At 60.1% G+C, this 13797-nt stretch carries 17 protein-coding genes; 7 read left to right on the top strand and 10 right to left on the bottom strand.

What is annotated here, in order from left to right:
- Positions 1-30: 30 nt before the first annotated feature.
- The 3 genes from CO660_RS17055 to CO660_RS17045 form a co-directional block, all read right to left on the bottom strand.
- The gene (locus CO660_RS17055) at positions 31-2013 is read right to left on the bottom strand and encodes a protein-L-isoaspartate(D-aspartate) O-methyltransferase (RefSeq protein WP_097599719.1); all 1983 of its coding nucleotides are present in this window, start codon (positions 2011-2013) and stop codon (positions 31-33) included.
- A gap of 61 nt (positions 2014-2074) precedes the next feature.
- Positions 2075-2680: a DUF4142 domain-containing protein gene (locus tag CO660_RS17050; RefSeq protein WP_245421338.1), complete on the bottom strand. Its 606-nt coding sequence runs from the start codon at positions 2678-2680 to the stop codon at positions 2075-2077.
- A 39-nt stretch (positions 2681-2719) separates the two neighbouring features.
- Positions 2720-4126, bottom strand: coding sequence for a cytochrome B6 (locus CO660_RS17045; protein WP_097599717.1), 1407 nt, complete (start codon positions 4124-4126; stop codon positions 2720-2722).
- A 212-nt stretch (positions 4127-4338) separates the two neighbouring features.
- On the opposite strand from CO660_RS17045, the gene CO660_RS17040 reads away from it, so the two are divergent.
- The 3 genes from CO660_RS17040 to CO660_RS17030 all read left to right on the top strand — a co-directional run bounded on the left by CO660_RS17040 (position 4339) and on the right by CO660_RS17030 (position 6876).
- The gene (locus tag CO660_RS17040; protein WP_097599716.1) at positions 4339-6237 is read left to right on the top strand and encodes an APC family permease; all 1899 of its coding nucleotides are present in this window, start codon (positions 4339-4341) and stop codon (positions 6235-6237) included.
- A gap of 75 nt (positions 6238-6312) precedes the next feature.
- Positions 6313-6558, top strand: coding sequence for a hypothetical protein (locus tag CO660_RS17035; RefSeq protein ID WP_097599715.1), 246 nt, complete (start codon positions 6313-6315; stop codon positions 6556-6558).
- Positions 6559-6612: 54 nt separating this feature from the next.
- Positions 6613-6876, top strand: a complete 264-nt coding sequence (locus tag CO660_RS17030; protein WP_064712032.1) for a hypothetical protein — start codon at positions 6613-6615, stop codon at positions 6874-6876.
- A 71-nt stretch (positions 6877-6947) separates the two neighbouring features.
- Here the strand turns inward: CO660_RS17030 and CO660_RS17025 are convergent, their stop codons facing one another.
- The 3 genes from CO660_RS17025 to CO660_RS33325 are packed head-to-tail and all read right to left on the bottom strand — an operon-like array spanning position 6948 to position 9117.
- Positions 6948-7748, bottom strand: a complete 801-nt coding sequence (locus tag CO660_RS17025) for an SDR family NAD(P)-dependent oxidoreductase (RefSeq protein WP_097599714.1) — start codon at positions 7746-7748, stop codon at positions 6948-6950.
- Between the two features lie 11 nt (positions 7749-7759).
- Positions 7760-8929 carry a zinc-dependent alcohol dehydrogenase gene (locus CO660_RS17020; protein ID WP_097599763.1) on the bottom strand — a complete coding sequence of 390 codons (1170 nt, stop codon included), beginning with the start codon at positions 8927-8929 and terminating at the stop codon, positions 7760-7762.
- A complete protein-coding gene (locus CO660_RS33325; RefSeq protein ID WP_176536302.1) occupies positions 8926-9117 on the bottom strand; it encodes a hypothetical protein in 192 nt (63 codons plus the stop codon). Before CO660_RS33325 ends, CO660_RS17020 begins: the two co-directional genes overlap by 4 nt.
- Before the next feature lie 82 nt (positions 9118-9199).
- Here CO660_RS33325 and CO660_RS17015 point away from each other — a divergent pair, with 82 nt between their 5' ends.
- Complete coding sequence (locus tag CO660_RS17015; RefSeq protein WP_097599713.1) at positions 9200-9406, top strand: hypothetical protein; 207 nt, start codon at positions 9200-9202, stop codon at positions 9404-9406.
- 18 nt (positions 9407-9424) lie between these two features.
- Here CO660_RS17015 and CO660_RS17010 read toward each other — a convergent pair whose 3' ends face one another.
- Together CO660_RS17010 and CO660_RS17005 are read right to left on the bottom strand one after the other, a co-directional pair.
- Positions 9425-10147 (bottom strand): metallophosphoesterase, encoded by a 723-nt coding sequence (locus CO660_RS17010; RefSeq protein ID WP_085781463.1) that lies wholly within the window; start codon positions 10145-10147, stop codon positions 9425-9427.
- A 10-nt stretch (positions 10148-10157) separates the two neighbouring features.
- On the bottom strand, positions 10158-10964 hold the full coding sequence (locus CO660_RS17005; RefSeq protein WP_097599712.1) for a nucleotidyltransferase family protein: 807 nt from the start codon (positions 10962-10964) through the stop codon (positions 10158-10160).
- 187 nt (positions 10965-11151) lie between these two features.
- Between CO660_RS17005 and CO660_RS17000 the strand changes: the two genes are divergently transcribed.
- The 3 genes from CO660_RS17000 to CO660_RS33320 are packed head-to-tail and all read left to right on the top strand — an operon-like array spanning position 11152 to position 11734.
- Positions 11152-11373, top strand: coding sequence for a hypothetical protein (locus CO660_RS17000; protein WP_097599711.1), 222 nt, complete (start codon positions 11152-11154; stop codon positions 11371-11373).
- Positions 11370-11567 carry a hypothetical protein gene (locus CO660_RS32825; protein WP_141504863.1) on the top strand — a complete coding sequence of 66 codons (198 nt, stop codon included), beginning with the start codon at positions 11370-11372 and terminating at the stop codon, positions 11565-11567. Before CO660_RS17000 ends, CO660_RS32825 begins: the two co-directional genes overlap by 4 nt.
- Entirely contained in the window at positions 11564-11734 is a 171-nt protein-coding gene (locus CO660_RS33320) for a hypothetical protein (protein ID WP_176536301.1), read from the top strand. The genes CO660_RS32825 and CO660_RS33320 overlap by 4 nt, the downstream gene beginning before the upstream one ends.
- Positions 11735-11738: 4 nt before the next feature.
- On the opposite strand, the gene CO660_RS16995 is transcribed toward CO660_RS33320, so the two are convergent.
- Both CO660_RS16995 and CO660_RS16990 read right to left on the bottom strand, forming a co-directional pair.
- Entirely contained in the window at positions 11739-12764 is a 1026-nt protein-coding gene (locus CO660_RS16995; protein ID WP_097599710.1) for a Gfo/Idh/MocA family oxidoreductase, read from the bottom strand.
- Entirely contained in the window at positions 12761-13750 is a 990-nt protein-coding gene (locus CO660_RS16990) for a zinc-binding dehydrogenase (protein WP_097599709.1), read from the bottom strand. The genes CO660_RS16995 and CO660_RS16990 overlap by 4 nt, the downstream gene beginning before the upstream one ends.
- Positions 13751-13797 lie beyond the last annotated feature (47 nt).

Raw genomic sequence — 13797 nt, 5'->3', positions numbered from 1 at the left:
GATCGCTTTTCGTCGGACAGAGGCCGGGCCTTAGAGCCCAAAGGGAAACGTTTCCGGATCCGATGTACCGGACTCCGGTGCCATAAGCGGTGAAAGCGCTCGAGTTTCATCGAACCAGAGAAATGCATCATATTGCCGCGACAGCGATGTCGACATGTAATGGCTCAGCCGTTCCGTTTCCGGCCGGTAGATGACGCCGATGAAGCGCTGAAGCCGCTGTTCGACGAGGCTTGCATGCAATTCTTCATCGGCCGCGAGGTCGAGAAGAAATCGCGGCTTTCCGGAATCGTGACAGAGACGCTCGTAGCTTTGCGGCAGGGACGGATTGACTTGCTTCTTCTCGGCCTGTCCATCCCAGTCGTTTGCCGCGATCACCTCACCGGAATGCGTTCCCAGTCCTATGAGGCTTGTCATTCCGTCGAAACGCTGCCGGCACAGCTGGCCAAGGTTCAGCTCGTCGCGGGCGGCTGCCATATCGGTATAGCGGGCATCGCCGATATGCGAGTTGTGCGCCCATATGATGATCTTTGCCGTCGGACCGTGGAAGTCGAGGAGATGCTCGACGGTATCGGCCATGTAGGTGTCGCGGAGATTCCAGGCCTGAGAACCGCCGTAATACATGATCCGGTAATACCGCTCGGCTGCGGCTAGCAACCGCGCCGACTGGGCGGCGTTCAGAAAGTCATGACCGTCTGAGGCAGCGTCGTCCAGGGAGCGCGCCAGCAGCTCCGTGCATTGCCTTAGCACCGCCTCCTCGCATGATCTATAGGCATCGGTAAGCACGGCCCGGCCGTAAGTCGCCGGATCGCTCTGCCAGGGGCTGAGGCAGCCATAGCGTTCCCTGGCAATTTGGGCGGTTTCCGGGCTGACATTTTCGAGATAGTCGAGGACGGAGCGGATCGATCCCGACATGTTGTAGAGATCCAGGCCGTAGAACCGAACCGGATCGGCGTGTAAACCCTTGCGACGCTCATTATCGCTCTTCAGCCAGCCGAGGAACCGTGAAAATTCCAGGTTCCGCCACATCCACTTGGGAAAACGGCTGAATGGCTGATCGCCTTTCGATGTCTGGCCGTTTATCCAGCGGTCAACTGCGGCGGCGTCCGGCCAATCCGCTTCGACCGCCACCATATTAAACCGGTGATGCTCGATCAGATGACGGCTGATGGCAGCGCGCGCCTCGTAGAAGTCGGCGGTTCCATGGGTGGATTCACCAAGCAGAACGATGCGGCTTTCGCCAAACCGATCGAAAAGGGCGGCAAAACTCCGGTCGTCGACAGAGGGAAATTCCTTCGCCATGGCCGTGATGAGTTTGCAGGGTGTTTCCTCCCAGCGCGATGACGAGGCTGCCGCCGTGTACATCGGATGTGCGGCAGTCCAGGCATCCTCACCGATCAGGGGCACGAAGACAACGCCGCCGAGATCCTCCTCCTCGAAGGTGGTTGCACCGGTGCGTGTGATGCGTTTCAGCCGCTGCTCTTCACCTCGGCCGACCGGGATGATGAGGCGCCCTCCGAGATCCAGCTGCTCCTTCAAGGAGGCCGGAACCTCCGGTGCGCCCGCCGACACGATGATCGCATCGAAGGGAGCGGCTTTGGCCCAGCCCTTGCTGCCGTCGCCGACCCGGACGTCGATGTTGCGGTATCCGAGCTTGTCGAATCGCTCCCGGGCCTGAACCGCCAATCTTTCATGCCGTTCGATGGAATAGACGTGTTTTGCGATCCGGCTGATGAGGGCGGAGGCGTAGCCGGAACCGGTTCCGACCTCCAGAACCTTGTCGCCGGCGTCCAGATCGGCTTTTTCGATCATCAGTGCGACGATGTAAGGCTGCGAAATTGTCTGCCCCTCGCCGATCGATAACGGGGCATCCTCATAGGCGAATTCCTCGAAGCCGGGATCGACGAATTTCTCGCGCGGCACCATCCGCATAGCTCGGGTGACGCTTCGATCGCGAATGCCGCGACCCACGACATGATGTTCGACCATGTGGTCTCGGCTGCGGGTCATATCCATGGATCACCTCCACTCTCAAGGAGAACAGCTGAAAGCAGGCGGTTGTTCCGGGGCAATGGCGCTATTGCGGCTTCGGCCCGCTTGCCGCCATGGCTTGCGCGGGCAACCGGATTGCCGCGCCCGTCAGCTCGGCATTGATTTCCTGCGCGCGTCGCAGGTGATCGAGCACGATTGGCAGCATCGACGCCGCCAGACGTTGCATTTCGGCGTCTTCACCAAGGGAGATTTCCCAAGCCAGCAGTTGCGCCGTCTTCTGATGGTCGACGATCTGTGCCTTGATATAGGCAATATCGAACGGCGTGCCGCTCAGCTTGTCCAACTGGTCGCGAACCACTTGATGATCCGGATCGAGCGTCTCGGGAAGCGGAATTTTGGCAGCCTCAGCCAACTCTTTCAGCTTGGCGTTAGCCTCCGTGTGATCGCGGACCATCATGTCCGCGAACTGTTTGGCGGCATCCGCTTTCGCTCTGCTGGACGCCATCCTGCCCAGTTCGACCTCCGCCAGCCCGCCGGCGGCTGTGAGCTGAGCAAACAGCCTGTCCTGGTTATTAGTCTGGTGCGGAGCGGGAACGCCGGGCTTCGACATCTTTGTGTCGGCGCCCATTCCGGCCGGATTGCCGATCTGAGCGAAAGCGGTGCTGCTGAGCAGCATGATCGTGGTGAGCACGGCGATAGGGTTGCGATACATGGGCCTCTCCTTCATGCCTCACAGCGTCAACAGGTAGGCGACAAGATCCTCCTTCTCCTGTCCGGTCAGTTTGACCCCGAGGACAAGATTGAAGAATTCGACGGTGTCGGCGAGCGTCATCAGCCGTCCGTCATGCAGATATGGCGGCGAATCCTTGATGCCCCGCAGCGTGAAGGTTTTGATGGGGCCGTCAGGCAGCGTGACGAGATCATTGTAAGCCTGGCCGATCCTGTAAAATCGTTCGAGCTTCAGGTCATGCATGTTGTTGTCCATGAACTCCGTCTGGGGAACGTGGCAATCGGCGCAGCGTCCCTTGCCCATGAAGATTTTTTCGCCGGCCAGTTCCTGGGAGGTGGCGAGCGCGGGATCCAGCCGACCGAACGGGTCGAGCTTCGGAGCGGGTGGGAAATCGATGATATTTTGCATCTGCGCCATCATCGCGACCTGGTTCGGGCGGTCGGGAAGATTGACGCCTTTGCGTGTCGCGCTGACATGGTCGCCGTTGAAGTAGGCCGTTCGCTGTTCGAATTCGGTGAAGTCTTCGACCGACCGCAGCGAGCGCTTAGATCCGTGAATCTGCTGGTTGAAAAGGCCGCGCAGGCTTGTCGTATCTAAGCGGAAACGGTCCGCCTGGGGGCGGACATCCGGGGTCAGGTGAAAGGCGGCATTGGTGTGGAAATTGGCATGACAGTCGAGACAGGCGACGCCCATGCTCTGGTCCGCGACCTTCCTGTCCTCGGTCTGGTTGAACTCTTCCTGCGGAAAGGGCGTCAGAAGCAGCCGCAGCCCTTCCATCTGAACCGGCGTGATGATGCCGTTCATGATTTCGTAGAAGTTCTTGATCGTCAGCAACTGGCCACGGGAAACGTCGCCGAGCTCCGGATGGGTAGTCAGAAAGACAGGTGGCGGGAATTCCGGGGTGAGGTTGTCGGGAAGGTCGAAATCGACGTCGAAGCGGCGGAGATCCCGCATTTCCCTCGCATTTATCTCATCGATCTGGCGATTGGGAAAAACTTGCCCGCCGGTCGCCTGCTTCACATGCGGCAGGGGCAGGAAGCCTTCCGGAAGCAGGTTCTTCTCCTTGATCTCTGCCGGTGTCATGTCCGCCAGCTGATCCCAGCTCGTGTCCGCCGGAAGCTTCACGCGGATGCCATCTTGCACCGGCTTCATGCCCCCCGACATCATGACACCCGGCATCGGCTTGTCCGCCAGATCGTAACGCCGCTCCAGAAGGGTGCGCTGCCGTTGAGCGACCTCGGGTTTCTGCGCCTCGTCGATTTTCCTTGCCTCGGAAAACGGCATGGTCGGCAAAGGCCGATAGGTAGTGTCGGGCGGTAAGGGGTCTGACAAGGCGCCGGCTGCAAGGACGCCGACACCGGCAAAAGAGGCCGCGTAAAGCAGTCCAACAGCATGAGATTTCCGCATGTCCCTCTCCTCTGCTCGCGGGGTGAGCTGGCGTCCGAACTGCACGCGGAACTAATTGTTCCGCACAATTCGCGTGCGGTCTGCAGTTTCTGGTTGATCGGTTCGGGGGCAGCGGACTGTCTCGTGCCGGGAATAGCCTATGCCGCGGCGCCGGGAACCCGAGCGAGCGCCGATTGTTGGTTATCGCCGTCAGCCCCGGGATAGGAATAGAAATGAACCTCGCGACTTTCCTGTTTGGTCGCCGTCTCGCCAATCGCGAGCACGAAGACAAGAAGATCGGTTGGATAGAGGCAGTGCCCGCAATGGGGCTCGATGGCTTGGGTTCGTCATCTTATGGCCCCGAGGCAGCGCTCACCATTCTCATCCCGCTGGGGGCGCTCGGTCTGACCTATATCGGGCCAGTGATGGGCTGCATTGTCGCTCTGCTGACGATCCTGTATTTCTCCTACCGGCAGACGCTTGCCGCCTACCCGACGAATGGCGGCGCCTATGTGGTGGCGAAGGAAAATCTTGGGGAATATCCGAGCCTGCTTGCTGCTGCGGCGTTGATGATCGATTACGTCTTGAATGTCGCTGTGGGCGTTTCGGCAGGAATCGGAGCGCTTGTCTCGGCGTTACCGGGCCTTCATCCGTACATTCTGCCTCTCTGCCTCGTCGTCGTCCTCATAGTCATGCTCGCCAATTTGCGCGGAACGGGAGAGGCCGGTTGGCTATTTGCACTGCCGACCTACCTCTTTATCATCTGCTTCCTGGGCGTCATCGGCTACGGCCTGATCGCGATGGCCCTGGTGGAGAAACCTGCACCCGTCGTCTCCCCGCCTCCGCTGAACCCGATAGCACAGGGCGCGACCATATGGCTGCTTATGCATGCATTCGCCAGCGGCTGCACGGCGATGACCGGAGTGGAAGCCGTCTCCAACGGGATGGGGTCGTTCAGGCAGCCCGTCATGCGGAACGCCTATATCACGCTCAGCGTCATCGTTGTCATTCTCGGTCTGCTTCTCGGCGGTATTGCCGCCATTGTCAGCGTCTTCGAAATCGGCGCAATGGATCAGACGAAAGAGGGCTATCAGAGCGTGCTGTCGCAGCTGATTGCCGCCGTCGCCGGCCATGGCGCGTTCTACTATATCGCGATGGCAAGCCTTCTCAGCGTTCTTTGCCTGTCGGCCAATACCAGCTTTGTCGGCTTCCCACGTCTTTGCCAGATGGTCGCCGCCGACGGCTATCTTCCCAAGGCCTTCGCCCAGCCGGGACGCCGGCTGGTATTTACTGTCGGCATCCTCTTCCTTTCCGGCTTCGCCGCGCTGCTTTTGACCGTCTTCGAAGGGATAACCGATCATCTGATCCCGCTCTTTGCAATCGGCGCATTTTTGACGTTCACGATTTCTCAAGCAGGGATGACCGTTCACTGGCGCCGTCAGCCCAAAAGTTGCACCGCAAAGCTGACGATGAACGCGGTCGGCGCGGTTTCGACAGGTGCGGCGCTCATCATCATCCTGATCGCCAAGTTTGCGGAGGGCGCGTGGATCACCCTCATCACGGTCCCGGTGACCATTGCCATTCTGAAATCGATCAAGAGCTACTACCGCTCGCTTCAACGCGAACTCAGGACGCCTGGTCCTATCACCGTCGAAGATATCGAGCCGCCAACCGTTCTCGTCGTAACCGAAACATGGAACAGGTTGAGCGAACGCGCCATCAAGTTCGCACTGACGATCTCGCCCGATGTTGTCGCCGTCCATTTCATCCGTCTCGGTGGGCCCGATCGGGAGGAAGGTGAAAAAGCGCTTCGCGAGGAATGGCGCATCGAGGTGGAAGAGCCGATCGCCGCCCACGGGCTGAAGCCGCCGCGGCTCATGCTCATCCCAGCGCCTTATCGGCAACTGCATGAGCCGCTTTTGCGGCTGATCGAAAAGCTCGATGCCGATAGTCCGGAGAGGCGGGTCGCGGTTCTGATCCCTGAAACGGTGAAAGACAAATGGTGGCAGAAGCTGCTGCACATGAACAGGGCAGGACGGCTAAGGGCAAAACTGGTCAAGCTTGGAGGTCCCCGCCTGACGGTGGCGATGGTTCCCTGGCGGCTATATCGGGAGGAGCAGTCGGCGGCGTGAGGGGCCTTTGCGCCGCCCCGTGGCGGAACTTAGTGTGCGGAGGGAAGTTGGACAGGCATCAGCAAAGAGGCGCCGATGTCCGCGAATCCACTTATGACAGAACCGGTCGAAGAGCTTGCCACCCGCCTCGAGGCGATGACTGACGACGAGCTGTTCTTGACGATGAGCGCGCTGGAAAATGCGAGCAATGCCGCCAAGAACGATGCGACGGCGGAGGTTCTCTTCCGGATTGCTTTGACCGAGGACGAGATCGAGCGGCGTTATCCTGGCCAAGTGCTCGCGCCCTATCGTGACTGGAAGCAAAGACAACCGCTGCTGTAACCGCGTGAGCCATGGCAGCACCATCGCTCAAAACCAAGAGGAATGGAGGCTTCAATGAGCAGTTCCGAGACAACGACGGATCACAAGAAAATCCGCAAATGGGCGGAGGAAAGGGACGGCAGGCCGGCAGCTATCCGGACGCGCGGCAAAGGCGGCGTTCTCCGGATCGATTTCGGAGAAAAGGAAGAGGAATTCGACGAGATCGACTGGGACGAATTCTTCAAGATCTTCGATGAAAACAAGCTCGCCTTTCTCTACCAGGACAAGACCAAGGACGGAAAGACGAGCCGCTTCAACAAATTCGTCGAGCGCGACTGAGCGCTCGATCTCATTGGCTTTGGTCGCTGCCGTGATGATGGCGGCGACCAGTCGTTTAGGCAAGCTGCCATCTATTTTGTGCCCGAACCGGGCTTTGCCACCTTCGAATGCTGATGGGCGAGCACGCTTGCCGGCGTGACATTGGCAACGGCAGCTTGGAGCTTGTTCTTCCAACCGCTCACAACATCGCCTTCGCCGTCCATCATCGCGTCATAGCCGATGCGCGCGACTTCGCCGGCGTCGTCCTTCTTCGACTGACCGATCGCCGTATCCAGAAGACCGGCGCGTTTGAAGAACTCGGTTTCCGTCGCCCCCGGCATGAGGCAGCTGACGGTGACGCCGGAATCCTTCAACTCCTCGCGCAAGGCGAAGGAGAAGCTGTTGATGAAGGCCTTGGTGGCGTTATAAACGGCCTGGTAGGAGCCCGGCATAAATCCGGCGATCGAGCCTGTCAGCAGGATGCGGCCCGCGCCGCGGCTGCGCATCTGGTTGCCGATCTGATGGATCAGGTAGATCGTTCCGGTGATGTTGGTTTCGATGACCTTGCGCGCTTCATTGAAATTCTGGTCGAGGAAACCTTCGCCGATGCCGCGCCCGGCATTGGCCATCAACAGATCGACCGATCGGCCGCTCGCGGTGATGCGCTCGGTCAGCCGGTCGACACCTTCAAGCGTTGAAAGGTCGGCCTCGACAGCATCGACTGAGGTGCCGAACGCCTTGAGATCGGCGGCTGCCTGGTTGATCCGTTCCTCGTCGGCGGCAACGATGAGATCATAACCGTCCCGGGCCGCGCACTTCGCCAGTTCGTAGCCGATGCCGGTGGAGGCGCCGGTGACGACCGCCAGGCCTTTGCCTGATTGACGATCAGCCATCATGTTTCTCCTTAAGGTTTCAGGACGACCTTGATGCAGCCGTCCTGCTTGTCGCGGAACGTCTTGTAGAGGGCCGGACCGTCTTCCAGGGTGCCGCGATGTGTGATGACGAAGGACGGATCAATGTCGCCCTTTTCAATACGCTCCATTAGGATCGGCAGATAATGCTGGACCGGCGTCTGGGCCATTTTGAAGGTCAGGCCCCGGTTGATTGCCGAACCCATCGGGATCTTGTCGAGAAAACCGCCATAGACGCCGACGATCGAGACCGTGCCGAAGTTGCGGCAGCAGTGGATGGCCTGACGCAGCACATGCGGGCGGTCCGTGCCCATGAACATGGCGACCTTGATGCGGTCGAGGCGCGAATCCCAGCTGGCGGCTGCTTCGGCTTCGGTTCCGACGGCATCGATGCAGGCGTCCGCACCTCGCCCGTCCGTCAATTCCATGATCTGCTCGTAGACGTCCTTGTCCATGAAATCGAGGGTGACGGCGCCGGCCGCTTGCGCGAGCGCCATCCGCTCGGGCACTGCATCGATGGCGATCACCCGTTCGGCTCCGAGCAGGAAGGCCGAGCGTATTGCCATCTGGCCGACCGGGCCGCAGCCCCAGATCGCGATCGTATCGCCGGGCTGGATGTTGCAGAAATCGGCCGCCATATAACCGGTTGGGAAAATATCCGAAAGAAAGAGCACCTGCTCGTCGGAAAGCCCTGCCGGCACCTTGATCGGCCCGACATCGGCATAGGGCACGCGCAGATATTCCGCCTGTCCGCCGGCATATCCGCCGAGCAGATGCGAGTAGCCGAACAGGCCCGCCGGCGAATTGCCCCAGAGTTTCGCGACCTTGGCTCGATCGGGATTTGAGCGCTCGCAACCGGAATAGAAGCCGCGCTTGCAGAAGAAACATTCGCCGCAGGAGATGGTAAAGGGCACGACGACGCGGTCGCCGACCTTGAGCTTGGTATTGTCCTTGCCGACTTCCACCACTTCGCCCATCGTCTCATGACCCATGATGTCGCCGCTGTGCATCTCCGGCATGACGCCGTCGTAGAGATGCAGATCCGATCCGCAGATCGCGCAAGCCGTAACCTTGATGATGGCATCGCGCCCGTCCTGGATATGAGGATCGGGGACGCTGTCACAGCGGATGTCATGCTTGCCGTGCCACGTCAGAGCTCTCACGATGTTTCCTCCTCGCCGGTCGCCAGCGCATCGGTCCGAAAATTGGAATCGATTTTCGGAAAGGCCGATGCGCAGATCCAAGGTGTTAGAGCGCTTTTGAGCGTCCGAAGGGACGCGCAGCGCTCTAATGGCGCTTCAACCTCAGCTTCGGAGAAATGTTCCCGACGATGCAGGGCTTTCATGGTCACGGGTTCTGGGCCGCCTCAGGGGAACCGGGGACCATCCAGTGAGTTCACTGCGGAAGGGTCGCAACGTTTCAAGGAGAAAATCATGACCTCCCCCAAACATGCCAAGACCACGAAGCCAAGCGATATCGACCTTACAGACGATCCGGGCATCAGCCGTTCGCGTGGCATCGTCTCGCCGCCGGACGACGAAGCGATGCAGGCCGAAAACACCGTGGAAGGCGATACGGCCAACGACACGACGCCTCAGGGCGGTGTGAATCCACGCCATCGTGGACGCACCAACAAATAATCGTGACAGTCGGGCCAGTCAGAGATCAAGCAACGCGTAAGTCTTGCCGGTGGGTTTCTCGATATGGGCCGCGACATTGTAGACGGGGGCGCCGCCCGGTGTGCGGCCCTCATAAGATCCCCGGTGGGCATGACCGTGTACGACCGCATTGACGCGGAATCGGTCGATCGTTTCGGCCAGCCGTGAAGAGCCGAGAAACGGATAGATTTCCAGGGGTTCGCCCGCCACTGTTTCGGCAATCGGCGCGTAGTGCAGGATGACGAGGGAACGATCGGAGCGGACTTGGCGCATCGCGTTTTCCAAGCGCATTGACTCCTCGACGCTTTCGGCAACCATCGCCTTGATCGCCGCCTCACCGAACGAGCCGAGCATGTGTCGCCCGAAGCCGCCGGCAAAGCCCTTGACGCCGACGAAACCGACGCCGGCGACTTCGGCCGCCTGGCCGTTGAGCAGTTTCACGCCGGCATCCGTCAGCACCCGGCAGACGTCGTCGACCTGGCCGCTCTCGTGATCATGGTTGCCAAGGACGGCGACTGTCGGCACGGTGCAATGGCGCAGATCGCTCGCAAGCAGTTCGGCTTCCTTGGGCTTGCCGAGATCGGTGAGGTCGCCGGCGATGACGAGAACGTCGGCCACGGAGGAGATCTCCGCGAACAGATCCTTGTAGGACTTGGCGCCGTCTTCGGTCACATGAAGATCGGCCACCGCCGCAATTCTCACGCTCTTTCGCTGTTCATCCATTACGGTTCTCCTAATCTCCTCGCAATTCACCTTCGCCGCCGACATCGGCAAAACCCCATTCCTTCACGTCGATTTCGAAATCCACGCGGGAATACATCCGGCCGCGGCATATTTTCATTTGCGGCAATGGCAGCTCCTGCTGCGCCTTGAGCCGATCCAGCAGTTCGTCCAGCAGCCATTGCGGAATCTTGTCTCGCTCGGTCGGGTAGATCCACCTGAAATTGAGAAGATGGACGAGGAGGACTTCCCAGTGGACTTCCAGATAAGCCAGCAGCTTGCGCCAATCGATGGAGTCATGTGCCTTCAAAATGACGTGCGCGATATCGGCGCCATCATAGCGGTGGCGCAGTTGGACAAAGCACTTCGACCAGACCAATTCGGTCGGGCTGACGATCCTGACCGTGTGGCCGCACATCTTGACCCTGCGCGCATCCTCGAACCAGTCGTCGCCGACCGGCATCGTTCCGTTGGAGGAGGCAAAGATGACGTCAAAGAAATGGTTGCCCTTGAAGACCTTTCCGAGCCAGCGCTCGTCTTCGACTTCGACCGTGTAGCCCTTGGATTTGAAATGGCCGAGGATGCGCGCGTAGTCGCCCGCTTTGCAAAATATGTCGAAGTCCTTCGTCTGGCGCGAAATGCCCGTATAGGCGCAGACGGCATAGGTGCCGGCGACCAGAAACGGAATCTGCGATCCGACGAGCTCTCGGACGGCCTGGGTCACGAACGGCTCGGCGTCGGGATCGATGAGTTCCGGAACCGCCTTCACTTTCATGAGCGTGTTGTTGTTTTTGTCTCTTTCGGCACTTCGAGCGGTCATCGTCGATCCCAGTGATTGATACGCAAAGCAACACTTGGATGGCTTCTATGTTCCGCCGCGCTCCATCCTGACGATGAGCTCGGAGAGGACATGCCATGACACCCCCGGGTCATTCCGGAACTTCGCCAGCGCCGCGTCGTTTGGCCAAAGGGCGCGTAACCGTCCCCAAAATTGAACGGAGGCTGTCATGGACAGAAAAGCAAAAATATCGACCGGCACGAATGACAGGCCCAGAAACGAGACGATTGCTGAAAGCGGCCCCGGCATTCCCGATGATAGCGGCCAGACGGTTGAGGTGCCGGATGGGGAAGCAAGGCGCATGAAAGCGTCGCTGCTGCGCGATCGGCTCGACGAACTCAAGGAGAAGCTCGATGAAGAGACGGAGCTTCCGCAAAGGGGCGCGCCATGAGCGAGGTGAGGAAAGGCGGCTCTTTCCCTTCAGGAATGAGCCACGATAACTCCCAGCCGCCGCGGCGCATGATGATATTCGTCGTCACCATCTTCCTGATCGCCTGCCTTGTCGCACTCGCATTCACATGGATGACGCATCACGGCGAACCGGACGAGAAATCACCTGCCGCGGCGACGGAGCAGACACGATGAGCGATGGGGATAAGGATCCAGTTCAGCGGCCGTCGTCATCTTCAGTGGGCAGGCGCACGAGGCTCAATGCCGGCAGGATAGCACTGATCCTGGTCGGCACGGTCGCCGTCGTTGCATTCACCCTTTATGCGACGATAGTGCTTTACGGCCTTATCGAGGGCTCCTGATCGATTACATGCCGGCGCCGTAGATACCGTCGATCGCCTGCGCCACTGCGATAAAATTCTCACACGCGGGGTCGTAGCGCTGGCCTCCGGCGAGCTTTCTTGCCCAATCCACGGCAGCCCTTCCGCCCCAATCGTCTGGGGGGAGGGCCAGAGTTTCGCTCGAAGTGCCGGACATCCTGACGGCCGTAAAATCGTAGAATGAGCCATCGACATTCCTGAAGGAGGCCCCTCCCTCGGTTCCGAAGAAATCGGCTCCGATCTCGGCGTCACAGCCGGCATTGAGACGCCAGGAGCATGTCAGTCGGATGATTTCGCCGCCGGCAAGCGTCAGCGTTGCGGCTGCAAAATCCTCGACCTGACCGTTGTGTTCGAGCCTTTTCCCACCGGCTCTCAAAGCGCTCGTGACATTGGTGACGGAGGGAAAATCGAGGCACCACAAGGCCAGGTCGACGAGGTGAACGCCGAGATCAATGACGCAGCCGCCGCCGGACTGGCTCTTGTCGTAAAACCAGGGTTTATCCGGGCCATAGGCATTGTGGAAGGTCAGATCGGCCGCAAAGATCTTTCCAAGGGCATGCGAGCGGATGAGCTGCCGGATCTGCTGCATGCCTTGCGTGTGTCGATAGGAAAGATCGACGCCTAGCAGCCTATCGGCGGTTCTGGAAGCATCGACAACGGCCCTGACCTCGGATGCGGTTCGGCCAAGCGGCTTCTGGCAGAAGACGGCAAACCCTGCCCCGAGGGCGCGGATGGACTGTTCGGCATGTGCGGCGCTCGGCGTCGCAATGACGATTCCGTCGAGCTCCAGGTCAAGCAACGCGTCCAGATCGGCGACGATCCTGGCATCCGGGGCAAGCGCCAGGGCCTCTCGGGCCATATTTGTTGAGGGGTCGGCGATGGCGACAGCCTCGGCCACGCCGCTCCCGAGGATCGCTTTCATCCGATGCCGGCCGATCCAGCCTACGCCGAGAAAGCCGAGCTTCAGCCGTTTGGCGGTCGCCGCATTATCTTCGGAAATCAACACATTCATGAATATTGCACCAGAGCCTTGAGAAAACCGTCCGGCCGGTCGCGCGTCGTGTTGAGGGCGTCGTCCAGCCTCTCCAGCGGATAGATATGCGTGTAGAGCGGCTGCGGATCGATGCGGCCCTGGCGCACGGCTTCTATGGCGTCGCGAATGCCTTTGATATAGAGGGCCGGCTCGCGCTCATGAGCGTTGATGACGTCGAGCCCGCGCCAGTTCCAAAGCTGCATGTTGATTTGACGGGGCCCGTCCTGGTGATAACCGGCGATGATCAGTCGCCCTCGTTCCTTCGTAAGCTCGCCCGCCAGGTCGAGCGGCCATTGTTTGCCGACGGCTTCGATGACGCAATCGCAGAATTTTCCCTCCGTGAGTGTTTTGACGCTCTCGATGATTTGCCAATGATCGTCCATCGGAATGGTCTCGGCCGCTCCCATCTCTCTCGCCACCTCGAGTGAATAGGGCCGGCGCGAGACGGCGATCACCCTTGCGCCGGCTGCCGCGGCAAGCCGGGTGAGGAGGGCGCCCAGGAAACCGATGCCGATAATGACGACGGTCTGGCCGCTCTCGATGTTGCTGCGGCCGAAGATGTTCATGGCGCAGCCGAGCGGTTCGCCCGGAAAGGGCTTGCCATCCAACTCCTTCGGCAGTGATACGACCATCGAGGCATCGGCAATGTCGTGCGTGGCGTAGGCATGGTAGGAAAGAGCGGCAACCCGCTCTCCCATCCGAATCCCCGTGACATCGGGGCCAATGGCGTCGACAATACCCCAGCCTTCATGGCCTAACCCACCCGCCTCGGTGGGGAACGTCATCCAGTCCGGTCCGGCCCAGGGCGTGAGGTTTGAGGCGCAGACGCCGCATCCTTCCAGTTTCACCCTGACCTGGCCCGAACCGGGTTCGGGCAGGGGGCGGGTCTCGACCGAGATATGTCCGGGGCCGGTGACGATGGCAGCCCGCATGAGCCCGGCCTTCTGTGTCGCCGCAATGTCCATGAGATGTCCTCCATGTGGCACCCCTAGAACAATAGGCCTCCTGAAGA

This window comes from Rhizobium sp. L9 (assembly GCF_002531885.1).
GTDB lineage: Bacteria > Pseudomonadota > Alphaproteobacteria > Rhizobiales > Rhizobiaceae > Rhizobium.
Note: the sequence above shows the minus strand (reverse complement) of the source record. Positions and strands in the feature narration are given on the sequence as shown.